22 protein-coding genes are annotated in these 22,419 nt (G+C 44.7%); 8 read left to right on the top strand and 14 right to left on the bottom strand.

The genetic code is table 11. The annotated features are described in order from the left end of the window. Nucleotides 1–10: 10 nt before the first annotated feature. The 3 genes from DXE33_RS06830 to DXE33_RS06820 are packed head-to-tail and all read right to left on the bottom strand — an operon-like array spanning nucleotide 11 to nucleotide 3,094. Entirely contained in the window at nucleotides 11–1,375 is a 1,365-nt protein-coding gene (locus DXE33_RS06830; protein ID WP_114639226.1) for an aminopeptidase P N-terminal domain-containing protein, read from the bottom strand. Then, complete coding sequence (gene murU, locus DXE33_RS06825) at nucleotides 1,368–2,084, bottom strand: N-acetylmuramate alpha-1-phosphate uridylyltransferase MurU (protein ID WP_174222322.1); 717 nt, start codon at nucleotides 2,082–2,084, stop codon at nucleotides 1,368–1,370. The genes DXE33_RS06830 and murU overlap by 8 nt, the downstream gene beginning before the upstream one ends. A gap of 2 nt (nucleotides 2,085–2,086) precedes the next feature. Continuing rightward, a complete protein-coding gene (locus tag DXE33_RS06820; protein WP_114639225.1) occupies nucleotides 2,087–3,094 on the bottom strand; it encodes an aminoglycoside phosphotransferase family protein in 1,008 nt (335 codons plus the stop codon). Between the two features lie 33 nt (nucleotides 3,095–3,127). On the opposite strand from DXE33_RS06820, the gene DXE33_RS06815 reads away from it, so the two are divergent. Genes DXE33_RS06815 through rsmA form a run of 4 tightly spaced genes read left to right on the top strand, consistent with a single transcriptional unit; the run spans nucleotide 3,128 to nucleotide 8,883 of the window. Next, entirely contained in the window at nucleotides 3,128–5,665 is a 2,538-nt protein-coding gene (locus tag DXE33_RS06815) for an LPS-assembly protein LptD (RefSeq protein WP_114639224.1), read from the top strand. After that, entirely contained in the window at nucleotides 5,662–7,122 is a 1,461-nt protein-coding gene (locus DXE33_RS06810) for a peptidylprolyl isomerase (RefSeq protein ID WP_114639223.1), read from the top strand. The genes DXE33_RS06815 and DXE33_RS06810 overlap by 4 nt, the downstream gene beginning before the upstream one ends. After that, the gene (gene pdxA, locus DXE33_RS06805) at nucleotides 7,097–8,104 is read left to right on the top strand and encodes a 4-hydroxythreonine-4-phosphate dehydrogenase PdxA (protein WP_114639222.1); all 1,008 of its coding nucleotides are present in this window, start codon (nucleotides 7,097–7,099) and stop codon (nucleotides 8,102–8,104) included. The genes DXE33_RS06810 and pdxA overlap by 26 nt, the downstream gene beginning before the upstream one ends. A gap of 2 nt (nucleotides 8,105–8,106) precedes the next feature. After that, nucleotides 8,107–8,883: a 16S rRNA (adenine(1518)-N(6)/adenine(1519)-N(6))-dimethyltransferase RsmA gene (rsmA, locus tag DXE33_RS06800; protein WP_114639221.1), complete on the top strand. Its 777-nt coding sequence runs from the start codon at nucleotides 8,107–8,109 to the stop codon at nucleotides 8,881–8,883. A gap of 28 nt (nucleotides 8,884–8,911) precedes the next feature. On the opposite strand, the gene DXE33_RS06795 is transcribed toward rsmA, so the two are convergent. The 9 genes from DXE33_RS06795 to DXE33_RS06755 form a co-directional block, all read right to left on the bottom strand. Beyond that, a complete protein-coding gene (locus DXE33_RS06795; protein WP_114639220.1) occupies nucleotides 8,912–9,643 on the bottom strand; it encodes a lysophospholipid acyltransferase family protein in 732 nt (243 codons plus the stop codon). 7 nt (nucleotides 9,644–9,650) lie between these two features. After that, nucleotides 9,651–10,223 carry a D-glycero-beta-D-manno-heptose 1,7-bisphosphate 7-phosphatase gene (gmhB, locus tag DXE33_RS06790; RefSeq protein WP_114639219.1) on the bottom strand — a complete coding sequence of 191 codons (573 nt, stop codon included), beginning with the start codon at nucleotides 10,221–10,223 and terminating at the stop codon, nucleotides 9,651–9,653. Next, nucleotides 10,220–12,358 carry a glycine--tRNA ligase subunit beta gene (gene glyS, locus DXE33_RS06785; RefSeq protein ID WP_114639218.1) on the bottom strand — a complete coding sequence of 713 codons (2,139 nt, stop codon included), beginning with the start codon at nucleotides 12,356–12,358 and terminating at the stop codon, nucleotides 10,220–10,222. The genes gmhB and glyS overlap by 4 nt, the downstream gene beginning before the upstream one ends. 6 nt (nucleotides 12,359–12,364) lie before the next feature. Further along, on the bottom strand, nucleotides 12,365–13,249 hold the full coding sequence (gene glyQ, locus DXE33_RS06780; RefSeq protein ID WP_114639217.1) for a glycine--tRNA ligase subunit alpha: 885 nt from the start codon (nucleotides 13,247–13,249) through the stop codon (nucleotides 12,365–12,367). A gap of 59 nt (nucleotides 13,250–13,308) precedes the next feature. Beyond that, entirely contained in the window at nucleotides 13,309–14,796 is a 1,488-nt protein-coding gene (lnt, locus tag DXE33_RS06775) for an apolipoprotein N-acyltransferase (protein WP_114639216.1), read from the bottom strand. A 47-nt stretch (nucleotides 14,797–14,843) separates the two neighbouring features. Continuing rightward, nucleotides 14,844–15,683: an HlyC/CorC family transporter gene (locus DXE33_RS06770; protein ID WP_114639215.1), complete on the bottom strand. Its 840-nt coding sequence runs from the start codon at nucleotides 15,681–15,683 to the stop codon at nucleotides 14,844–14,846. A 38-nt stretch (nucleotides 15,684–15,721) separates the two neighbouring features. Next, nucleotides 15,722–16,186: an rRNA maturation RNase YbeY gene (gene ybeY / locus DXE33_RS06765; RefSeq protein ID WP_114639214.1), complete on the bottom strand. Its 465-nt coding sequence runs from the start codon at nucleotides 16,184–16,186 to the stop codon at nucleotides 15,722–15,724. Beyond that, nucleotides 16,176–17,522, bottom strand: coding sequence for a tRNA (N6-isopentenyl adenosine(37)-C2)-methylthiotransferase MiaB (gene miaB / locus DXE33_RS06760; RefSeq protein WP_114639213.1), 1,347 nt, complete (start codon nucleotides 17,520–17,522; stop codon nucleotides 16,176–16,178). Before miaB ends, ybeY begins: the two co-directional genes overlap by 11 nt. 67 nt (nucleotides 17,523–17,589) lie before the next feature. Further along, a complete protein-coding gene (locus tag DXE33_RS06755) occupies nucleotides 17,590–18,852 on the bottom strand; it encodes a putative Na+/H+ antiporter (protein WP_114639212.1) in 1,263 nt (420 codons plus the stop codon). A gap of 58 nt (nucleotides 18,853–18,910) precedes the next feature. On the opposite strand from DXE33_RS06755, the gene DXE33_RS06750 reads away from it, so the two are divergent. After that, nucleotides 18,911–19,309, top strand: coding sequence for a rhodanese-like domain-containing protein (locus DXE33_RS06750; RefSeq protein ID WP_174222298.1), 399 nt, complete (start codon nucleotides 18,911–18,913; stop codon nucleotides 19,307–19,309). 30 nt (nucleotides 19,310–19,339) lie between these two features. Beyond that, a complete protein-coding gene (locus DXE33_RS06745) occupies nucleotides 19,340–19,729 on the top strand; it encodes an OsmC family protein (RefSeq protein WP_114639211.1) in 390 nt (129 codons plus the stop codon). Between the two features lie 101 nt (nucleotides 19,730–19,830). Here DXE33_RS06745 and DXE33_RS06740 read toward each other — a convergent pair whose 3' ends face one another. After that, complete coding sequence (locus DXE33_RS06740) at nucleotides 19,831–20,061, bottom strand: glycine zipper domain-containing protein (RefSeq protein ID WP_231970427.1); 231 nt, start codon at nucleotides 20,059–20,061, stop codon at nucleotides 19,831–19,833. A gap of 54 nt (nucleotides 20,062–20,115) precedes the next feature. Further along, entirely contained in the window at nucleotides 20,116–20,478 is a 363-nt protein-coding gene (locus DXE33_RS06735; RefSeq protein ID WP_114639210.1) for a Rap1a/Tai family immunity protein, read from the bottom strand. A 159-nt stretch (nucleotides 20,479–20,637) separates the two neighbouring features. On the opposite strand from DXE33_RS06735, the gene DXE33_RS06730 reads away from it, so the two are divergent. Next, nucleotides 20,638–21,840: an ammonium transporter gene (locus DXE33_RS06730; RefSeq protein WP_114639755.1), complete on the top strand. Its 1,203-nt coding sequence runs from the start codon at nucleotides 20,638–20,640 to the stop codon at nucleotides 21,838–21,840. A 52-nt stretch (nucleotides 21,841–21,892) separates the two neighbouring features. Beyond that, complete coding sequence (locus DXE33_RS06725) at nucleotides 21,893–22,417, top strand: gamma carbonic anhydrase family protein (protein ID WP_114639209.1); 525 nt, start codon at nucleotides 21,893–21,895, stop codon at nucleotides 22,415–22,417. The last annotated feature ends 2 nt before the right edge of the window (nucleotides 22,418–22,419 follow it).

Genomic DNA, 22,419 nt, shown 5'->3' with positions numbered 1-22,419 from the left:
TTCGATACTCTTAAGCGTTTTTCATTAAGGCTTCGATTTCATCAGCCTTCACAGGAACACCGCGAGAAATCAACTCGCATCCCGAATCATTGATAACCGCATCATCTTCAATGCGAATGCCGATATTCCAAAATGCTTCATCGATATCGTAAGCTGGCCTGATATACAAACCAGGCTCAATAGTGATCACCATACCGCTTTTGAGAATGCGCCATGGTTTCTCAGAAGCGAGCGAATCAATTGGTTCGCGATAGGAGCTTACATCATGAACATCCATACCTAACCAGTGCGAAGTGCGATGCATGTAAAAGCGGCGATAAGCGCCACTCTCAAGTGCATTTTCAAGTGAGCCTAGCTCTGATAGTTTGAGCAACTTTTCATCTAATAAGCCCTGGGTGAGCACTTTTAAAGCGGCTTCATGCGGCTGCATGAAAGTATTACCGGGCTTACTCATGGAGATGGCGGCTTCTTGTGCTGCTAGGGTGATGTCATAGAGCGCGCGCTGAGGCCCGGAAAATTTTCCGTTAACCGGAAAGGTTCTGGTGATGTCGGATGCGTAGCCATCTAATTCACAGCCAGCATCAATTAAGCAGAGCTCTCCGCTACGTAACTCCGTTGAACCTGCACGATAGTGCAAGATGCATGAGTTAGCACCCCCGGCAACAATGCTGTTATAGGCAACACTTTGCGCGCCGCTGTTACGAAACTCATGAAGAAGTTCGGCTTCAAGTTGATACTCGCGCATTCCCGGTTTGCAGGCTTGCATCGCGCGCACATGAGCACGTGCAGAAATTTCTGCAGCGCGACGCATGATATCAATTTCATGTGCATCTTTAAAAAGACGCATTTCATGAATCAAAGTTTCAATATCATGAAACTCAGAGGGTGGATTAACTCCCGAGCGAGCTTGAGCTCGCACTTCTTTCATCCAGTGTCGTAAGCGTCTATCAGCTTCTGCACTTTCAGCAAGTCGAATATAAATCGCCTCTTGATCAGCAAGTAAGTCACTTAATTTTTGATCAAGCTCTTGAGTGCTGTGAGCAAATTCGATCCCCAAAGCCTTCGGAGCTGCTTCAGGCCCAAGTCTGAAGCCATCCCAAATTTCTCGCTCTAGATCTTTGGGCCTACAAAATAAATGCGATTGGAGTGTGTAATTTTTTTGTTCGCCTTGAATTTGCATTACCAAGGTAGCGCCAGGCTCTTCAAACCCAGTTAAATAAAAGAAGTCGCTGTCATGACGATACGGAAAATCATTATCACGATTACGAGCCAATTCTGGTGCAGTGGCAATGATGGCAATGCCGCCACCGGTTTTGGCAAAAATCTGCTTTGCGAGTTGCTCTCTACGAAGTTGATAAATATTGTTTTTATTCATATGCTGCATTGAGTTCTTCTAGGCGTTGTGGCGTACCTACATCGTGCCACGGACCTAGATATTTTTCACCGGTCACTTTATTTTGCGCCATAGCCTCACTAAGCAAGGGAGCAAGCTTTGCAGATGTATCAATGACTAAATTTCTAAAGAGATCCTTGTGGTAGATACCAATTCCAGAGAAAGTCAGCTTTTCTGAGCCGGCTAGTGGTGTATCACTTACTTGAGAACCCTGGAGGTAGAAGTCACCATTGGGGTGTTGAGCGGGATTGGGAACCAGCAAGAGGTGCGCCAAAATTGGACCGACATCTTGTCGTAACTGCAAAACTTGTTCTAGAAGCCTTTGGAGGGGAAGCTCAGGACTAAACACATCGCCATTAATAACCAAAAAGTAGTCTTTTGCTTTAAGAATGGGAAGGGCCTTAGCAATTCCACCTGCAGTCTCTAAGGCAGTCACTTCAGGAGAGTATTGGATATTGAGTCCAAACTGATCGCCAGAGCCGAGTGCTTGTTCAATCTTCTCGCCCAGCCACGCATGATTGATTACGACATTTTGAATGCCGGCACTAGAGAGTGCTTCCAAATGCCAGGCAAGTAGGGACTTATTTTGAATAGTGAGCAAAGGTTTGGGGAGGTGATCTGTTAAAGGACGCATCCTTTCTCCTCTGCCAGCAGCAAGCAAAAAACAAGGAATAGAGTTGTACTTGTCCATCATTACTTTGATTGAATATTTGAACGCGTTGCTTCCAGAATACGTGCCAACGGCTTTAATTCAATGTAACGATTTGCTGTTGCAATCGCATATTCCAAAACCAATGGGATATCTTTAAGGTAACCATCTTTCTCATCCCGATGAAATAGTCTGGCAAAAATACCAAGTACTTTTAAATGACGTTGTAGTCCCATCCATTCAAAGTCACGGTAAAACTGACCAAAGTCATCTGGCATAGGGAGTCCAGCTTTACGTCCTTGCTCCCAGAATTTGATAGTCCAGTCAATTACTTTTTCCTCGGGCCACGCGATGTATGCATCGCGCCAGAGCGAAGATGCATCGTAGGTAATAGAGCCATAGACGGCATCTTGAAAATCCAAGACACCAGGATTGTTGATATCGGTCACCATTAAATTGCGAGAGTGATAGTCGCGGTGAACATAAACTTTAGCCTGCGCAAGATTATTTGCAATGATGAGCTCAAATGCATTCTTGAGTTGCTCTTGCTGAGTACCGCTTAGTTCAATTTGCAAATGCTTGCTTAAGTACCATTGAGGAAATAAATCTAACTCACGTTGTAACAGTGCGGCATCATAGTTTGGTAGCACATTTGGCTTGCTAGCCAATTGCATTTTAATTAGCGTATTTGTGGCATCTTGGTATAAACGATTTGCAGTTTCATCATTCAGTTGCGCAAGATAGGTTTTATTGCCTAAGTCATTAAGCAAAAGAAAACCTTCTGCAATGCTTTGCTCCAAAATTTTAGGGACATTAATACCCGCTTCTGAAAGTAATAAATCCACCTGAATGAAGGCATTTAAGGGCTCATGTTGCGGCGGAGCATCCATAATGATCAAAGTGCCAAAATCAGGGTTTTTGGACTCAATTCGGAAATACCGCCGAAAACTGGCATCGGCCGAGGCAGGCGCCAAGGTATCAAGATCTAATTGCCAGCTAGGCTGCAGGGTTTTTAGCCAGTTGCGGAGGGTGTTTAAGCGAGAGTCAGTCATGGTCGATTCGTATAATAAGGCGGGTCTGGATCCATGAGTCATTATCGCCGTCGCGCCGGCCTTTGCGCCCCTCTTTTTTGGCTAGTAACCCTGCGAGTAGTGGCGGGGCTTGTATTGCTTCAATTGGCACTTCCGGCAAGTGCTCAGGCTCCTGCTCCTTTGCCTCCAGTATCACAAGCCTCAGCTAATGCGGTCCTGTTGCCCGATCGGGGAAATGTAACAGTATTAAAGCTGGATGATCAATTGCGTGTTGGCAAACCCATTAGTGATGGTCAAGCCCTTACCTTTACTTCTAGTGATGAGATTGATGGGGTGGCTGAGCGCGATATGCACCTGAAGGGGCGCGCACAAATCCGCCGTAATGGCGCAGCACTAAAAGCTGATGAGATTACTTACGATCCCGATACTGATATTGCTGATCTTATTGGTAATGCGGAACTGTCAAAAGGCAATACAACCTTTAAAGGACCAAGGGGTCAATTTAAAGTCGATGCTCGCGAAGGTTCGATGGACGCTCCAACGTACGAGCTTCGTGATAGTCGCGGAAATGGAAAAGCGAAGAAATTAACGATTGAAAACTCAGATGTGTTTGTTTTTGATAAGGCGACCTACTCTACTTGTACACCTGAAAATATGGATTGGTATTTCACAGTAGCCAGTATGGAGATTGACAACGAGCAAAAAGAAATGACTGGTACACATGGCGTGATGCATTTCTTCGATGTACCTATTGCTTATGTTCCATATTTTACTGCCCCAACAGGCGGGCAGCGCCGCTCCGGTCTTTTAGCCCCAACGGTTGGATATAACTCAAATAATGGGTTAGATATCACTCAGCCCTATTATGTAAATATCGCACCAAATCGTGATCTGCTTTTGGTTCCTAGGGAAATGACGCATCGCGGTTTGATGATCGGAACAACTTATCGATATTTAGATAGCAAATATTCTGGGGTAGCAACTGGCGAGTATTTGCCATACGACAGACAAACTGGCACTAATCGCTGGAAGTACGATTGGCAGCAACGACAAGTATTTAGTGGTGGTATAGGACCTGGTGGTGCACCACTTCCAGGGTCTTGGAGTGGCTATGCCAATATGGCACGTGTATCAGATAGTTTGTACCCTACCGATTTTTCTCAAAGTATTGCTGGCGGAGTTACTAGTAAGTTTCGTCAAGAAGTAGGAACCTCCAAGCAGTTGACTGGTAGCTTGAGCAATTGGGTCGTTGGTGCAAAGGCTGCAACTTTCCAAACGCTTCAGCCAGATCCGAATAATTTAGTGCAAGCGCCGTACAACATCATGCCGAACATTACTGCTGCCTACAACAGTCAGTTGACACCAATGGTCACACCAATGGTCACTGATAAAAGCAGTAAATATTTGGCGCTGCCATCTGGACCGCAAACCACTTTTTTAACTGATTACACTCGATTCGCCTATGCTCTAGGTAGCAATTTCAATGCTCCGGCTCCTGGTGCATATACGCAGGCAGATCGAACCGTTGTTAAAGGGGCCTTAGCATTACCCAATGTAACCCCAGGCTATTACATTACGCCAAAAATTAGTTTCCAATCCAATAACTACAATGCAACTCCGTCTGTTCCTGGTAGTGTGCCAAATGCTCAGGGCTTCACTATTCCAACATTCACGCTGGACTCTGGTTTGGCATTTGAGAGGGATGCTGCTGAGTTAAAAGGCTTCTATGGGCGGGATATGTTGCTCACTATGGAGCCCAGGGTCTTTTATGCATTTACCCCATACCAAAACCAGAGCAATACGCCAGTATTTGATACTGCCGACGCGGGCTTTGGTATTTCGCAGATTTTTACGGCAAATACATTTATTGGTAATGACCGTGTTTCAGATGCTAATGCGGCAACTATGGGCTTAACGAGTCGCATGATTGAAGCAAGCAGTGGTGCCGAACGTGCAAATATAACCTTGGCGCAGAAGCAGCAATTTACTGGGCAGAAGGTTGGCCTAAATGGGACTATTACCAACCCGTCGACCTATTCAGATACGCTGGGCTCAGGGTCAGTTCGTCTACTTGGAAACTTTAGTGCAGATATATTTGGTCAATACAACTCGCAATTAAATCGTTTTGTACAAACCACTGTTGGTGCTAGTTGGCGACCAACAGTTGGCAGAAGTTTAAATTTTGGTTATCGCAATGTATGGACGCCACCGGTACAGGTATCCGCGCAGAATAATCAGTCCTATGTACCGGGTGCCACAACTACTGATCAATATAATATTTCTGGGCAATGGCCTGTTACGCGTGAGGTTTCACTTTTGGGTCGTTGGGGCTATGATGCTTTGACTATCAAGACTCTCAATACGATGGTTGGTTTAGAGTGGACACGAGATTGCTGGACTTTCCGCGGCGCCTACTCTCAGGCTGTTAATACCTCCTTAATTACAACCACTCAAGTGCTCTTCCAGATCGAATTTAGGGGGTTTGCTAGCGCAGGTAGCAAACCAGTTGATATCATGAAGTTAAATGTTCCTGGATATATGATGCCTACCTCCAAGCCTATTCCGCTATCCATCTATGAGAATTACCAATGACGCTCAGTAGCAATCACTTGAAACTCCTTATTTCCCCCATTATTTTTCTTGGGTTTATTTTGCTCGCAAGCCAATCGAATGCTCAATATGCAACTAAATCTAGTCCGGCATTCGATAGCAAGATTCGTAACATTGATGGCGTAGCAGCAGTGGTGAATACGGGTTATGTAACCCGCAAAGAAATTGATGATCGAATTGCCACTCTTCAAAAGCACGGAACAAAACTACCTGATCAAGAAAATCTTCGTAAAGTAATTCTTGATCGACTCATTATTGAAAAAATTCAGCTCCAAAATGCTGAGCAAGAGGGAATTAAGATTACTAATAAGGAGTTGGACAAAATTATTAGTGATATCGCTACAAAAAATAAGTTATCAGTAGCCGAATTTAAGGCAAAAGTGACTGCCTCGGGAATTACGTTTAATCGATATCGCGAAATGCTGCGAGAAGATATTACTGTGAGTCGATATCGTGAGCGAGAGGTTGAAGGTAAGATCAAAATTTCTGATGCAGAGATTGATAATTTCATTTCTGAAAGAAATCGTGCAATCGGTAGCGGAGCCGCAGCGCGTTCTGCGTCTGCTGCTAAGGGTCAGCCGGAAGAGATCGATGTCGCACAAATTTTTATTCCTGTCGAGCCAAATGCTGGCGCTGGTTCTCAAGCCGAGGCAAAAAAGAAAGCCGAAGCTTTGTTGCGTGATGCGAAGGGTGATACTGATTTCATGCAGCTTGGCGCAATGGCAGCTAAAGATAATCCAAGAATTAAATTTCAGGATCTAGGCTATCGACCAGCCGATAGACTGCCACAATTGTTTTTTGAGGCAGTCCGTAATACCGGTAGCGGTCAAGTTGCTAACGCAGTTGTGAAAAGTCCTGCTGGCTTTCATGTGCTTAAAGTAATGGATCGTCGTGCGATGGTTCAAGCTGCTAATGCGCAGCAAGCTTCTGCGCCCACAGAAGCCTCATCAGCCACACCGCAAAATATTATGATTACCCAAACACTGTCTCGACACATCCTGCTAAAAAATCGACCAGGACTCAGTGATCAAGATGCTGAAAGGCGATTGCAAGGATATCGTGATCAGGTAAGGGCAAAAACAGCAGATTTTGGTGAGCTTGCAAAAAAATATTCAGAGGATGGTTCAGCTTCGAATGGCGGTAATTTAGGCTGGATGGGTCCAGGAGATTTGGTGCCTGAGTTTGAGATGGCGATGAATCGTCTTCAAATAGGCGAGGTAAGCAATCCAGTAAAGTCTGAATTTGGTTGGCATTTGATTCAAGTTCTAGAGCGTCGAGAAGCGCAGCTCACGGTTGAAAAGCAGCGTGAGTTTGCGCGAGCGGCAATTCGCGAAAGAAAATTTGAGCAAGCTTATCAGGATTGGATTCGGGAATTAAGAGACACTGCTACTGTGAAAATCTTGAACGTAGACGATGCAGCAACAAGTAGCCCCCGTTAATCTAGTTATTACTACTGGCGAACCTGCTGGTATTGGGCCTGAGATAGCGGTAGCTGCTGCAGCTACTTTCCTAGCTGAGCAAGCTGAAGCACGAATTACCTTGCTTGGTGATGCAAATCTATTGTCTCCCCCCCTTCAGCAACAAAATAATGCTTCTGAGCGCTTGAAAATCCAAGATGTTCCATTGGTTACTTCTGTAGAACCTGGAATTTTAAATGTCCAGAATGCGCAATATGTATTGAACACATTAAATGAGGCTATTGATGGATGTCTTCACGGACGCTTCGACGCCATGGTGACTGCGCCAGTACAAAAGAGCATTATTAATTTAGCTGAGATTCCGTTTACAGGTCATACAGAGTATTTGGCGCAGCGTTGTAAGGTTTCTCATGTCGTCATGATGCTATGCGCTACTTTGTCTGAAGGATTTTTAGGTCTTCATCAGACTAGCCCGTTAAGAGTTGCTCTTACAACTACCCACCTGCCATTACAGATGGTTTCATCTGGCCTCAGTCGTCGGTTTGTGCTCGATACCATTGTAATAGTGCATCGTGACTTACAAGAAAAATTTGATATTTCCAAACCCAGAATCAGAGTTGCTGGTTTGAATCCTCATGCAGGTGAATCTGGTTATTTGGGGGTTGAAGAAAATGAATTCATTTCCCCTGCGATTGAGGCTGCAAAAAATTTGGGTATTCATGTTTCTGGTCCTTACCCAGGAGATACTATGTTTAATGCCTCCTCTTTGAGTGAGGTAGATGCTTATATTGCGATGTATCACGATCAAGGCTTAGCGCCATTTAAGTTTGTTACATTTGGTGGCGGCGTAAATGTGACTCTTGGGTTGCCTATTATTCGCACTTCTGTGGATCATGGAACCGCTTTAGATATCGCTGGTAAAGGCTTGGCAGACTCCGGAAGCATGTTAGAAGCACTACGCTTGGCTCATCAGTTGGCTCTTAACCAGAGAAAAACACGCTAAACATGCATCGTGCACGCAAACGATTTGGGCAAAATTTTTTGCAAGATCAGGGGATTATTTACTCCATTGTAAGTTTGATTAACCCCAATCCGAAGATGCATGTGATTGAGATTGGCCCGGGGCTAGGGGCCTTAACTAAACCGTTATTGAGTAGTCTTGACCAGTTAGATTTGCTGGAGATTGATCGTGATTTGGTGGCATATTGGGAACATGAAAATCTTCCAGGCTTGACTATCATCGAAGGAGATGCCCTTAAGTTTGATTTTGAGCAATGGGCACAAAACCGTTCTGGTAGAGCTGGTCTTTGTAAGGTGGTTGGTAACTTGCCATACAACATTTCCTCCCCCTTGTTATTTCATTTGGTATCTGCCGCCCCTTTTGTAGATGAGCAAGTATTTATGTTGCAGGCTGAGGTTGTCGAGAGAATGGTCGCGAAGGCAGGTAGCTCTGATTTCAGTAGATTATCAGTAATGCTTCAGGCTCGTTATGATATGGAATTAGTTTTAGAGGTTCCACCCGAGGCTTTTGATCCAGCCCCTAAGGTCAATTCTGCGGTGGTTCGTATGATTCCCAAAAAAGAATTTAACCTATCCTATGCTGAGTGGATTGCGCTCGAGAAGTTAGTGGCTGCCGCATTTTCACAAAGAAGAAAAATATTGCGTACAAATTTGCAACTGTTTTCGGATAGACCCGAATTAAGCGAGCAAGAGCTTAAAGCAAGAGCTCAGGATATTTCTGTTGATCGATATATTGAGTGGGCTAAAGTTCTAGCTGTATAAGTTTTGCCTTCAGTATGGCGGTGATTTATTAATAGGCGCTTGGGTCTATTACGCGCATTTCAGATTCAATCCATCCCTCAACTTCTTGCTGAAGTTCTTCTCCAGATTTACCTATGGAGCCAATAGCTGGCCCAATTGAAAAAATCACCGTACCAGGGAATTTCAGAAAACTATTTTTAGGCCAGAACCTACCTGCGTTATGTGCAATTGGGATAACCAATGCACCTGTGGCGCTTGCTAAGCGAGCTCCACCTTTACGATAAGGTTTGGTTGATCCAGTTGGAGTTCTAGTTCCCTCAGGAAAAAGCATGATCCATTTACCTTCACTAAGGCGTTTGCGCCCTTGTAATGCTACCGATAACGCTGCCGTCTGTTTATTGGCTCGATTAATATGAATCATTTTTAGCAAGGCCAGAGCCCAGCCAAAAAATGGAATCCAGAGTAATTCACGTTTAAAGACAAAACAGAGTTGTTTGGGTAGCAGTGCAATGTAGGCAATCGTTTCATAAGCGGATTGATGCTTACTCAAAATCACGACAGACTCATTTAATACAGCGCGTATGTTTTCCATACCGCGAATTTCATAATGAATGCCACATAAATGCCACAGCAGCCAAATGACTACTTTGTTCCAGAGTCCAATAAAGCGATAGCGATTCTCTGCGTTTAAAAACGGAAACGCTAGCATGCATAGTACCGACCAGATGGGGGTAAAGACTAATAAAAATACGGCAAAAATAGTCGAGCGGATGAAGATCATTGCTACCTTAGTGGTGATTATCTAGCAGTGTAGTAGCAAATGCCATGAGATCCGCATGTATTTGAGTTCCCTCAGGAAGGCCGCCTTGATCGAGGGTTTTTTGCCCTTTGCCAGTAAGCACCAAATGTGGTGAAGCACCTAATACCGCGCCAGCTTGTAGATCGCGCAAGGAGTCGCCAACAATCGGAACGCCTAGCAAAGGCTGTGTGCTATCCGTTTTTTTGTACCTCAGCGCAATCTCTTTCATTAAGCCAGGTGCTGGTTTGCGGCAATCGCAAGCATGAGCATCAGAGTGAGGGCAAAAGAAGATGCTGTCGATATTGCCACCTAGAGGCTGAAGTAATTTCTCCATCTTGCTATGCATGGCATGTAGTTCGCTGATGGTGAAATATCCTCTTGCTAGACCGGATTGATTGGTAGCAATTGCAATTTGATAACCTGCTTGATTGAGCAAGGCTATAGCTTCGAGGCTTCCTGGTAGTGGCACCCACTCATCGGCAGACTTAACGTAATCATCGCGATCTTCATTGATCACACCATCACGATCTAGGATGACTAATTTAGTGGAGCTATTGCTCATGCTAGCTTGCCGAGATCGGCAATGAGATTCATTTTCTGGTGAAGTTGTTGCAAGAGGGCTAAGCGATTGTCGCGTAACTCTGGATTGGGATCCATCACCATGACATCAGCAAAAAATTGGTCAATTGGAGTGCTTAGCTCTACTAATGCTTTTAGAAGCTCAACAAATTGACGCTTTTCATAAGCCATATTCAATTTAGGGCTTATGCTTTGTAGGGCTTGATATACAGAAATCTCAGCTGGAATCTGCAGTAACTGATCGGAGCATGTACCCGGTATTGCTGTCGTAGTTTTTTTGAGGATGTTGCTGATACGTTTGTTAGCAGCAGCCAGTTGAGCCGCTTGCGGGAGCGCGTTAAATTCACGCAGAGCTGCAAGGCGCCCAATTAAATCATTGATTTGTGCGGGTGATTGACTGAGCACTGCGTCAATTTCTGCGCTGGTAAATGGTTTGCCAGCAACAGATTGATCTTTCAAATAGGCGCGTAAGCGATCAATAATGAAAGCATAGATCTCTGCAGCAACAGCTTTCTCTTGAACATCCTTTTGAGTAAATTGGGCACGAGCAAGTTCAATTAATTCAGGCAGACTTAATTGAAGATTTTTTTCCAGGAGAAGGCGGCAGATTCCTAGTGCATGACGACGCAATGCATAAGGATCCTTATCCCCTGTCGGCGCAAGACCGACACCCCAGATCCCAACTAGTGTCTCTAGCTTGTCCGCGATTGCAAGAATTGTGCCAGTTTGGGTGATTGGTAAGGTATCACCAGCAAATCTAGGCATGTAATGTTCACTACAGGCGGCAGCGACTTCTGGGTTCTCGCCATCATGAGTGGCATAGTAACGACCCATAATGCCTTGCAGTTCCGGGAATTCACCAACCATATCGGTGAGTAAATCGATTTTTGCTAATTCAGCAGCACGGCTTGCCAGTTTTTCATCAGCCTGAAGTTGTTGAGCGATGCCTATAGCAATTCCTTGAACCCGTTTTGTGCGATCGAGTTGATTGCCTAATTGATTGTGATACACCACTTTTCCAAGATCGCTGAGGCGTGAGGCAAGTGGACGCTTTTGGTCTTGCTGAAAGAAAAAGCGAGCATCAGAAAGACGCGGACGAACAACACGTTCATTGCCAGAAATAATGGCATGAGGTTTAGTAGTTTCAATATTTGAAACAATCAAAAAACGATTGCGTAGTTTTCCTTGCTGATCTGTTAATGCAAAATATTTTTGATTAGTTTGCATCGTCAGAATTAAGCATTCCTGGGGAACTTCTAAAAACTCTTGATCAAAGTGACACTCGTAAATAGTGGGCCATTCAACTAATGCAGTCACTTCATCCAATAAACTATCGGGCATCAAAACAGTATCCTCACCCGCCGCTTTCAAAAGCTCGGATTCGATTTGGGCGCGACGCTTGCTAAAGCTAGGGATAATTTTGGCCTTATTTTGCAGATCATTTTCATACTGATCAGCACTGCTAATCGTGATGGCACCTGGTGCTAAGAAGCGGTGTCCTTCAGTTTGATTGCTGGCCCAAATGCCAAGGCTGTGAATATTTAGAACCTTATCGCCATGAAGTGCGATGATTCGGTGTGCTGGACGTGCAAATTGAACATCGGCTAATTCACCATTATTTTGTAGCACTTGATAGTGCATCATTTTAGCAATGGGAAGCTTGCTCAGAGTTTGCTCCAGAGCTGTTTGAGCGGTTTGCTCTAATAAGGCGCCCTTGGCGACAATATTCAAATAGAGCGCTTCATTTTTGCCTTCGCCAGCTTTATCGAGAGTAGAAAGGTCGATTCCCTCATGTCCTAAAGCAGCCAATTTCTTCAGTAGTGGTGCTGTGACTTTGCCATGGGCATCATAAGCAATGCTAGTTGGAAGTAATTTTTCTCGTACTGGATAGTCTTGTGCTTGATTGATTACATTACTGATCTGAACAGCTAAACGACGAGGTGTAGCAAAGCTTGTAACTACCGATGCGTCCGTGGTGAGATTGGCAGATTTAAGATGATTAAAAATTCCCTCACTAAAAGCTTCACCCAGGCGACGTAATGATTTGGGTGGGAGCTCTTCGGTAAATACTTCAATCAGTAAATTAGCTGATTGGGTGTTTGAATTAACTTTACTCATAATGACTTACGCTTTAGTGTGGCGTTGGCACATTGGGAATCCCAGCTTTTCTCTGGATTCAAAATAGGCTTGAGCAACTGCGCGAGATAGATTCCGAATACGGCCGATGTATGCAGCGCGTTCAGTAACAGAAATGGCGCCTCGAGCATCCAATAAATTAAAGGTATGTGCAGCTTTGAGAACCATCTCATAGGCTGGTAGGGCCAGCGGCACTTCCATTAAGCGTTTTGCTTCACTTTCAAAGTTTGTAAAGTTAGCAAATAATAAATCTGTATTTGAATGTTCAAAGTTGTAGCAAGATTGCTCAACCTCATTTTGGTGATAAACGTCACCATAAGAAATACCCTCAGCCCAAACTAAGTCGTAGACATTTGAGCAGTTCTGAATATACATTGCGAGACGCTCAATGCCGTAGGTGATTTCTCCTAAAACAGGCTTGCAATCTAATCCACCCACTTGTTGGAAATAAGTAAATTGAGTAACTTCCATGCCATTGAGCCAAACTTCCCAACCTAAGCCCCAGGCTCCGAGGGTTGGGTTTTCCCAGTCATCCTCTACAAAGCGAATATCGTTTTCTTTGAGATCAAGACCAAGTGCAGCAAGTGAGCCTAGGTACAGTTCGAGAATATTTTCAGGGGCTGGCTTAAGAACTACCTGATATTGATAGTAGTGCTGCAAGCGATTCGGATTCTCGCCATAACGACCATCTTTTGGTCTGCGTGAAGGTTGAACGTAGGCGGCTTTCCAAGGTTCTGGACCAATAGCGCGCAAGAAAGTAGCGGTATGGGATGTACCTGCCCCCACTTCGAGGTCAATGGGTTGCAATAGGGCACAACCTTGTAGGTCCCAATAATCTTGGAGTTTGAGAATGATTTGCTGAAAAGTAAGCATGATTAACCTGGCTAAGCCATTGATTTTACATGGCTAGGGTACTGCAGAGTCAAAAATGACTAAAAACGCCTTTGCCGAATTAAACCCCAAATCAGAAGTAGACAGGAAAGGCTCAAAATGGGTAAATTGCCCCAGCTTACATAAGGCGTCTTCCCGGTATATGCCTGCACCTGTGTGCTTAAGATGGCCTGGGTAAAGCCTGGTAGGACTGCTAGCACCTTACCGTCATGCCCTAGTACGGAGGTAATGCCGGTATTTGTAGCGCGCAATGCTGGTAGGCCGGTTTCAAGTGAGCGCAGCTGAGAGAGTCGTAATTGTTGGGCTGGTGCTTGTGATTGGCCAAACCAGGCCAAGTTCGTGATGTTAATGAGCAGGTTGGTAGGTTCTTGATTGCGTCTGATACGACTTGCAAGTTCTCCACCAAAAACATCCTCATAGCAGATTGTGATGGCAGCATAGAGTGGGGCTTGGTCTCTTCTAATGATGGTGAAGTTGGCTTGATTATTTCCACCCCTTGCAAAATCACTCAACGGCACACTAAAGGTGCTTACAAACCAATGAAATCCTGGGGGAATAAATTCGCCAAAGGGTACTAAATGGTTTTTATCGTATTCATAACGCTGAGTCTTTGGCGAAATTCCTAGGGCTCGATTAGAAAACTCACGACCATTTTCTCCATAAGGATCTCTGCCAATTGTTCCAAAAAGAAGATTTCCGTTGCCTGTATCCGTAAACTTTTGCAAACCTAAAAATAGATCTGGAGGTAAGCTAGATTCTGGCCAAGGAAAAGCAGTTTCAGGGGCGATTGTGAGTTCAGCATTTGAGCTTGTAATAGCTCTGTTATAGAAGTCAATTTGCTGAACAATCCCTTCCGGTCTAAGGATGAGGCTTTGGGCAAAATTACCCTGAATGAGTTGGACTGATAGTGGCTCCCCGGTGGGTTTGGTAAAGCTCGATTGACCAGCTAGCAGAGGAATTGCCAAGACAAACAAAAGACCCACCGCATTTTTTGCCGATTCTTTTTTTATGCAAAACAGTAGCCAAGCAGCGAGTACAGCAAAGAAAGTACAACCAAGACCGCCTAGATAAGGGGCAATTGCCGCAAAGGGACCATTTACTTGTGACTCTGCAAAACCCATCCAGGGGAAGCCGGTAAAAATTTCACCACGTAGGTATTCAAAAACTACCCAACTTGAGGCAAGCAGCACTCCAGAAAAGGCCGAGCTTCTGAAAAGACGAATCGATAAGCTGGCAGCTGAAAAATAAAGAGCAACGTAAGAAGATAAAAGAAAAACAGCAACACACGATAGCGCGCTATTCATTCCCCCGATGTCGTGCAGGCTGATATAGAGCCACCAAAGGCCGATAATGAAATAACCAAGTCCAAAAATCCAACCCAACAAAAAAGAGTTTTTGAAAGATATTGCTTTTGAGGTATCTAGGCACCACCATACTAGAGCTAAGATGGGAATTTGGATCCAGCCACCATAAGGTAATTCTGCGGCGCCAGCTAAGGCTGCCCCTAATAGCAAGAGGGCAACCAACATAAGCGGACGACTACTTTTAAAGAAATGCAAATTGACCAAGTGCAGCCTTAGTCGCTACTTTTGGGTATCTGGCGCGCAAGCAAAATATGAATTTGCCGGGGGTCTGCACGCTGCACTTCAAATTCAATTCCATCGATCTGAATAAGCTCGCCCATTTTTGGAACACGGCCAAGATGTTGAATGACTAAGCCTGCAACTGTCTCAATGTCCTCGACTGCAAAATGAGTTCCAAGCCTTGCGTTGAATTGGTCTAATTCGGTGATTCCCTTAACGCGGATATCGCCATTATCCAAGGAGATGATGTTATCCGCCTCTTCGTCAATATCGTGCTCATCTTCAATATCGCCAACGATTTGCTCTAGAACATCTTCAATGGTGATGATGCCTGCAACACCGCTGTATTCATCCACGACTACGGCCAAATGATTGCGATTATCTTTAAAGTCACGCAACAAGACACTTAGACGTTTAGATTCTGGAATAAAGACTGCTGGGCGTAACCAGTCACGTACCTGAAAATCTTTTTCAGTTGAGTGACGCAATAAATCTTTTGCCAACAGGATGCCAATCACGTTGTCACGAGTTCCTTCAAAAACAGGAAAGCGAGAGTGAGCAGCCTCTATAACCGTCTTCACTATTTCTGAGAGTGGCAGAGAGATATCGATCCAGTCAATTTGAGCACGTGGAACCAATATATCTCGTGCGCATAATTGACCAACTTGAAAGACACCCTCAATCATGGAGAGTGCATCTGCATCAATCAATCCCTCAGTCTGTGCTTCGCGCAGTGTTTCTATAAGTTCTAGACGGCGTTCGCTTGGGCTGGTTGGCTGTGGCGATAAGAAATCCGTTAAACGGTCTAGTAGCGATTTATTGGGGTCAGGCATAGCGCAAGAATAGCGTAAAAAATATGTCAGGCTAGAAATTACTGGGCTAAATAGGGATCAGAAAAGCCCAATTTTTGCAGGAGTGTTGTTTCGAGTGATTCCATCTTGAGGGCATCTTTACTGTTCTCATGATCGTAGCCCTGGGCATGAAGGCAGCCATGCACAATCAAATGAGCTAGGTGAGCTTTAAGTTGCTTTCCTTGTTCTTTCGCCTCTTTTTGAATGACTGGCAGGCAAAAAATAATATCCGCCTCAATTAAATTCTGAGAATGCTTATAAGGGAAGGTTAGAACATTGGTGGCATAGTCCTTATTGCGAAAAGCACCGTTGAGTTTTTTTCCTTCGGCAGCGTTCACGAAACGCAAGGTTATTGTCCCCGCACTTTGAGTGCAAGACTTAACCCATTTCTTGATTAAAGCGGTAGAAGCAGTCGCTAGGATTGAGCTCTCAATACTAGGGCTGGCATATTGAAGCTGAATTGTAAGTTTGGTATCAGTGGACATGACTTACCACTATTTCTCCTCTGAGGGTGTAGTTGAGTGCTTCAGTGATGCGAATATCAACCATATTCCCTATCAAAGATTCGATTACCTCTGATGGTGCTGTGAAGTGAATGACGCGATTATTTTCGGATCTACCTTGTAAATTAATCCCGTCCTTCGCTAGGCCCTCGACCAAAACCTTTTCTGTTTTGCCCAACATTTGTCGACTAATTTCTGAAGCCTGCCCCTCGACTAAAGCTAGTAGAGTTTGCAGGCGCTTTAACTTCACTTCATACGGAGTGTCATCCTGAAGATTGTCTGCAGGTGTACCGGGGCGTGGACTAAAGATAAAGCAAAAACTATTATCAAATTGCAGCTCACGAACCATCTTCAACAGCTTCTCAAAATCGGCATCAGTCTCGCCAGGAAAGCCCACAATAAAATCACTCGATAAGGTGAGGTCTGGACGAACCACGCGCATTTTGCGAATGATGCTTTTGTATTCCAATGCAGTGTAGCCACGCTTCATTGCTGATAACACAGAATCGGAGCCGTGTTGAACTGGCAGGTGAAGATGGCTAACCAGTTTGGGAACCTTAGCGTAAACATCAATCAGCCGTTGTGTGAATTCTTTGGGGTGACTGGTAGTGAAGCGAATACGCTCTACACCAGGAATATCGGCGATATATTCAATGAGGAGTGCGAAGTCAGCCAGCTCTTCAGTACTGCCCATTTTGCCCAAATAAGCGTTAACGTTTTGGCCAAGCAAAACTATTTCTTTTACGCCTTTACTAGCCAGGCCAGCTACTTCAGTCAGAACGTCATCAAACGGCCTGGATACCTCTTCTCCTCGCGTATAGGGAACGACGCAGTAGCTGCAATATTTTGAACAGCCTTCCATGATTGATACGTATGCTGAGCCACGAGTTTGTCGTGAAGCCGGCAGGTGATCAAATTTTTCAATTTCTGGAAAAGAAATATCTACTTGCGAAATCCCTGTTTTACGACGTTGTGCAAGCAGATCCGTCAAGCGATGCAAAGTTTGAGGGCCAAAGACGACATCGACATAAGGCGCGCGATTCACAATTTGTTGGCCTTCTTGACTGGCTACACAACCACCGACGCCAATGAGTAGATCTGGTTTTATTTTCTTGAGTTCACGTAGGCGGCCAAGATCTGAAAATACTTTGTCTTCTGCTTTTTCGCGAATCGAACAGGTGTTCAGCAAAACAAGATCCGCATCTTCCGGTTTATCAGTCATGACCATGCCTTCATCAGCATGGAGGAGATCTGCCATTTTCCCCGAGTCATACTCGTTCATTTGACAGCCAAAGGTTTTGATGTAGAGCTTTTTCATATGCCGTTCTCAGGTTTATAACTGGGGGCGAAGCTCAGATTTTACCTCCAGAAAGCAATTGGGCAGCTCATAGAAAGCGATAAGCTGCAATAGCAACCAGGGTAGGTGGTAAAGCTGCAATGAGTAAATACATTGCAGAAACTGCCCCACCTGGGAAATGTTGGCGCAAGATCGCGATACCCGCTGGATTTGGTGCGTTGGCAATAACAGTGAGGCCGCCTCCCGCTACTGCGCCCCCAACCAATGCTAATTTGAATTCGAGTGATGTACCAGTGACTAGCGATCCCAAATAGGTTAATGCGGCATTATCAGTGAACGCAGTCAGCGCAAGGCTGCCGTAAAACACAGCAGTTGGACTCATCATTTCCAAGATGGGTTGCAGCCACCATCCTTGTAGGGCGCCTAATACGACCAAGCCGCCGAGGAAAAAACCAACCAACAGTGCTTCTTTTAGAATTAAAGGGTTTTGATATTTGGGATAAGCCGTTGTATAGCCGATAAAAAATAATAGCAACCAAATAAAAATAATTGGATCATGCGCAAAAAACACTACCCCAAACAAAAAGAGCAGATGTATTGAAATGACTGCCAGTGGAATTTTTGTTGCATGGCTTGATGTGCTTGGCTCAACAAGTTGGCGTTGGAATAACAAGGTTGCCCCAATGGCATTAATAAAGATGGCAATACAAGACTCGATACCAAAGTTGGCAAACATATACGCCGAACTCCAATCCCAAGTAGAGGCAACCATGAGTACGGGTGGCGCAGCAAAATTCGTCAGAGTGCCACCAATCGAGATATTTACAAACAACACCCCAAGAGTTCCGAACAGTAATGCCTTAGAGCAAGGGTGACGATATACCAAGTCACGCAATAAAAAGGCCGCCAAGGTCATCGCTGCCGGCTCGGTTATTAGCGAACCCAATAAAGGCGTGACCCCAAGGGTTAGAAAGTACAGGGTTGGTGTACTACGGGTTTGCAAAATGATTTGCAAACATTTAGCAAGAACATGCAGTATTTGAGTTGCAAAGTACAAGATTGGCTTGCTACCCGCAACAATCATGATGGCAAATACAAATAGGGGTTCTGTGAAGTTGAGTTTCTCTAAAAAAGACTTTGCAAAGTCTAGGCTATCGCTCAGAGACATAAAGATAATGAGGATTGCTGCCCAAAATCCAAAGACGATTTCGACTTCGCCTAAAAGATGTAAAAGTCCAGCATGTCTGGGGGATTTTTTAGCAAGCGATTCAAAGTAGCCCGTGCAAAATGTATGCAAGACTGCAGTTGCAAAAATGATGCTCGCGCCAAGCTCAATAGAGTTAAAGTTCATAGCTAAATGGTATCAGGTCATGTTGTCATTTGAGGCATTGTTAGTTTAGGGGATTTTGATGAAATTGAAGATTGGGTACCAGGCGTTAATTGATAGGGCTATGGCGGAAATTGAAACCATCCCTCTGGAGAGGGCTCAAAACTTTTTGTCTGACCCCAATGTAGTCTTTGTAGATATTCGTGATGTGCGAGAGCTGGAGCGCGAAGGTCTCATTCCGAATGCCTTTCATGCGCCAAGGGGGATGCTAGAGTTTTGGGTTGACCCTGAAAGCCCCTATTTCAAGTCAATATTTGGCGAGAGTAAGCGTTTAATTTTGTACTGTGCTTCTGCTTGGCGTTCAGCTCTGGCTGTACAAACTTTGCAAAACATGGGGGTGCCCTATGTCTGTCATCTTGAGGGTGGATTTAGCGCATGGAAAAAAGCGAATTTGCCTACGTTAGAAAAATTGAGTAAGTAAATAAGAAATTGAAATTGTTTTGGAGATGGGATGAGAAAAGTTCAATCGCAATTTGGAGAGGGTGCTCTACAGCAAAAACTGTCTGTAGGCGATCTACATTTTTTAGCCGATGCTTATGTTTCTAATGGCGGAGCAGATACTGGTCCTACCCCTCATGAATACCTTGGCGCAGCTTTGGCGGCCTGTACGAGTATGACCCTAAAGATGTATGCAGGACGTAAGGCAATGAATCTAGAAAATGCTGTAGTAACTGTGAATATTGAGCGACTTAATGATGTGGAAATTTTTCAACGAGATATTGAGCTTTATGGCAATTTAACTGCACAAGAAAAGGATCGTCTCATCGAGATTGCGAATAAGTGCCCAATACACAAGGCGCTAATGGGTGAGATTCAAATAAAAACCCAGCTTGTAAATTAATTCAAGCTGGGTAGTTTTGAAAGCCGAAAACTGGTTATTACTATCAGTTTGGAGCGTTAGCTGGCTTGTTGGCTTTGCCTGCGTTGTAGCCAGAGTTGTATTCAGATGCTTGCTGTTTTTTTGTAAGCGTCATATACGTATCCAGAAGCAGCGCCAACGGCTGCGCCACCAACGGCACCCCAAAGTGGGTTGCCATGGAAAATAGCTGCACCTACACCACCTGCAACGGCACCAATTGAAGCTCCGGATAATGTGCGCTGTTCGGTATTGCTCATATTTGAACAACCAGCAATTGCAAGAGTGGCTGCTGTAATCGCGATAATTTTTTTCATATCAACGGGTCCTTTAAATGTATGTTGAATTGACTGAGTTGTTTGAATTATTTTCTAGCCCAAGGAAAGCGGTGCCGCTAGGAAGCCCAAGAAAACTCCAGCTGCTGGTTTTTCAGCAACTTGTTGGTCTTCCTGTCCAAACTTAACAAAATCAGCAATCACCTCATCGCGTGATGGGGCTGGTTGTTTCACGCAAATGAATGGCTTGGCACGTTGTGGATGACGAGTTGCTAAATAGGTGTCGTAGATTGCAGTGGTATACCCAATACAAAAACTCCTAGATTCAGGGCTGGCAGGAAGCTTGCAGGTGTTAACTAGTTCTTGGGTGCTCAGAACCTTAATAGTGGCAGTTGGTTGTGCCATAGTCAGGCCGGAAAACGTTGTCAGAGCGGCTAAAACTACGAGGACTTTTTTCATGGATTCTCCCTTGAGTGTGCATGGATTCTCCCTTGAGTGTGTGTAAATCCATCATAAACCATATACTGGATAATTTATTGCACTAATTAAGTGCAAAATGCACCAAATGCAGTTTATTTATTCCCCATAATGATGCAAAAAATAGAAGGGGAAAATGGTATGGAAATCTTGAAATCTGGTGGTGACGCACTTTTTATTTTGCTTGGCGCCATTATGGTCCTAGCAATGCATGCTGGCTTTGCCTTTTTGGAGCTCGGCACTGTTCGTAAGAAAAATCAAGTCAATGCCCTTGTAAAGATCTTGGTGGACTTTTCAATTTCGACCATCGCTTATTTCTTTATTGGTTACAGCATTGCCTATGGGGTCAACTTTTTTTCAGGAGCCGAATTGTTAGCGCAGAAAAATGGCTATGAGTTAGTGAAGTTTTTCTTCTTGCTAACCTTTGCTGCTGCTATTCCTGCCATTATTTCTGGGGGTATCGCAGAGCGCGCTAAGTTTAATCCACAGTTAATCGCCACTTTTGTCTTGGTTGGTTTCGTATACCCCTTCTTCGAAGGCATTGCCTGGAATCAGCATTATGGTATTCAGGCATGGATCAAGGGTATGACTGGAGAAGAGTTCCATGATTTCGCAGGTTCGGTTGTAGTGCATGCCGTTGGTGGCTGGATTGCATTACCGGCAGTTATATTGCTGGGAGCTCGCCAAGGTCGCTATACCAAAGAAGGTCAAATATCCGCACACCCACCTTCAAGCATTCCCTTCTTAGCTTTGGGCGCCTGGATTTTGGCAGTAGGTTGGTTTGGTTTTAATGTGATGAGCGCTCAGACAATTGACAAAATTAGTGGTCTAGTTGCCCTGAACTCATTGATGGCGATGGTGGGCGGCACTTTGGCTGCCTGGATTATTGGTCGCAATGATCCAGGGTTTGTCTACAACGGCCCGCTTGCAGGCTTGGTGGCGGTATGTGCAGGCTCAGACTTAATGCATCCCATTGGCGCCTTATTTATAGGTCTGGTTGCTGGTGGATTGTTTGTCTATATGTTTACCATGGTACAAAATCGCTGGAAGATTGATGATGTTCTTGGTGTTTGGCCGTTGCATGGTTTGTGTGGACTCTGGGGTGGTTTAGCTGCCGGAATTTTTGGTAGCAAAGTATTCGGCGGAATTGGTGGGGTCACGTTTACTGGTCAACTAATCGGTAGTGCCTTAGGGGTGGGTATTGCTCTTGTAGGTGGCTTTGCTGTCTATGGCACCCTGAAAGCAGTTTTAGGTATACGCATGTCCCAGGAAGAGGAGTATGAAGGTGCTGATTTGAGCGTGCATCGTATTTCTTCTAGCCCTGATCGTGAACCTAATTGGTAAAGACTTCATTTCATATAGCCTGACTCCTGCCCATACCTACCTATAATGAGTCATGGCTATATTTGAACTAGACGGAATCACCCCTCAGATTGCACAGGGCGTTTGGGTTGCCGAGAGCGCAGAAGTAATTGGCAAAGTTGAGTTACATCAGGACGCAAACGTGTGGCCCAAGGTTGTCATTCGCGGCGATAACGATCTCATTCAAATAGGTCAAGGAAGCAATGTGCAAGACGCTTCTGTTTTGCATACTGATCCAGGTTATCCCCTCGTCATTGGTAAGAATGTCACTGTTGGCCATCAGGTAATGCTTCATGGTTGTCAGATTGGAGATGGTAGCTTGATTGGTATTGGCGCGGTGATATTGAATGGCGCCAAAATTGGCAAGCATTGCCTAGTTGGTGCAGGCGCACTAGTTACTGAAGGTAAAGAATTTCCAGATGGGTCAATGATTATTGGCTCACCAGCGAAGGCAGTAAAGGTGCTAAGTTCACAGCAGATAGCAGGCATTGGCGAGATAGCGGGTCGCTATGTTAAAAATGCGCAACGCTATATCAAGACGCTCAAAAAAATCGCCTAACT

The sequence above is a fragment of the Polynucleobacter necessarius genome (assembly GCF_900096765.1).
GTDB classification, from domain to species: domain Bacteria; phylum Pseudomonadota; class Gammaproteobacteria; order Burkholderiales; family Burkholderiaceae; genus Polynucleobacter; species Polynucleobacter necessarius_F.
The sequence above is the reverse complement of the archived record's forward strand: the minus strand, read 5'-3'. Positions and strand labels throughout refer to the sequence as shown.

Bases quoted from the DNA above. Each gene is read 5' to 3' on its own strand.
- DXE33_RS06830 (WP_114639226.1), bottom strand. From the start codon at position 1,375: ATGAATAAAAACAATATTTATCAACTTCGTAGAGAGCAACTCGCAAAG.
- murU (WP_174222322.1), bottom strand. From the start codon at position 2,084: ATGGACAAGTACAACTCTATTCCTTGTTTTTTGCTTGCTGCTGGCAGA.
- DXE33_RS06820 (WP_114639225.1), bottom strand. From the start codon at position 3,094: ATGACTGACTCTCGCTTAAACACCCTCCGCAACTGGCTAAAAACCCTG.
- DXE33_RS06815 (WP_114639224.1), top strand. From the start codon at position 3,128: ATGAGTCATTATCGCCGTCGCGCCGGCCTTTGCGCCCCTCTTTTTTGG.
- DXE33_RS06810 (WP_114639223.1), top strand. From the start codon at position 5,662: ATGACGCTCAGTAGCAATCACTTGAAACTCCTTATTTCCCCCATTATT.
- pdxA (WP_114639222.1), top strand. From the start codon at position 7,097: ATGCAGCAACAAGTAGCCCCCGTTAATCTAGTTATTACTACTGGCGAA.
- rsmA (WP_114639221.1), top strand. From the start codon at position 8,107: ATGCATCGTGCACGCAAACGATTTGGGCAAAATTTTTTGCAAGATCAG.
- DXE33_RS06795 (WP_114639220.1), bottom strand. From the start codon at position 9,643: ATGATCTTCATCCGCTCGACTATTTTTGCCGTATTTTTATTAGTCTTT.
- gmhB (WP_114639219.1), bottom strand. From the start codon at position 10,223: ATGAGCAATAGCTCCACTAAATTAGTCATCCTAGATCGTGATGGTGTG.
- glyS (WP_114639218.1), bottom strand. From the start codon at position 12,358: ATGAGTAAAGTTAATTCAAACACCCAATCAGCTAATTTACTGATTGAA.
- glyQ (WP_114639217.1), bottom strand. From the start codon at position 13,249: ATGCTTACTTTTCAGCAAATCATTCTCAAACTCCAAGATTATTGGGAC.
- lnt (WP_114639216.1), bottom strand. From the start codon at position 14,796: ATGTTGGTTGCCCTCTTGCTATTAGGGGCAGCCTTAGCTGGCGCCGCA.
- DXE33_RS06770 (WP_114639215.1), bottom strand. From the start codon at position 15,683: ATGCCTGACCCCAATAAATCGCTACTAGACCGTTTAACGGATTTCTTA.
- ybeY (WP_114639214.1), bottom strand. From the start codon at position 16,186: ATGTCCACTGATACCAAACTTACAATTCAGCTTCAATATGCCAGCCCT.
- miaB (WP_114639213.1), bottom strand. From the start codon at position 17,522: ATGAAAAAGCTCTACATCAAAACCTTTGGCTGTCAAATGAACGAGTAT.
- DXE33_RS06755 (WP_114639212.1), bottom strand. From the start codon at position 18,852: ATGAACTTTAACTCTATTGAGCTTGGCGCGAGCATCATTTTTGCAACT.
- DXE33_RS06750 (WP_174222298.1), top strand. From the start codon at position 18,911: ATGAAATTGAAGATTGGGTACCAGGCGTTAATTGATAGGGCTATGGCG.
- DXE33_RS06745 (WP_114639211.1), top strand. From the start codon at position 19,340: ATGAGAAAAGTTCAATCGCAATTTGGAGAGGGTGCTCTACAGCAAAAA.
- DXE33_RS06740 (WP_231970427.1), bottom strand. From the start codon at position 20,061: ATGAAAAAAATTATCGCGATTACAGCAGCCACTCTTGCAATTGCTGGT.
- DXE33_RS06735 (WP_114639210.1), bottom strand. From the start codon at position 20,478: ATGAAAAAAGTCCTCGTAGTTTTAGCCGCTCTGACAACGTTTTCCGGC.
- DXE33_RS06730 (WP_114639755.1), top strand. From the start codon at position 20,638: ATGGAAATCTTGAAATCTGGTGGTGACGCACTTTTTATTTTGCTTGGC.
- DXE33_RS06725 (WP_114639209.1), top strand. From the start codon at position 21,893: ATGGCTATATTTGAACTAGACGGAATCACCCCTCAGATTGCACAGGGC.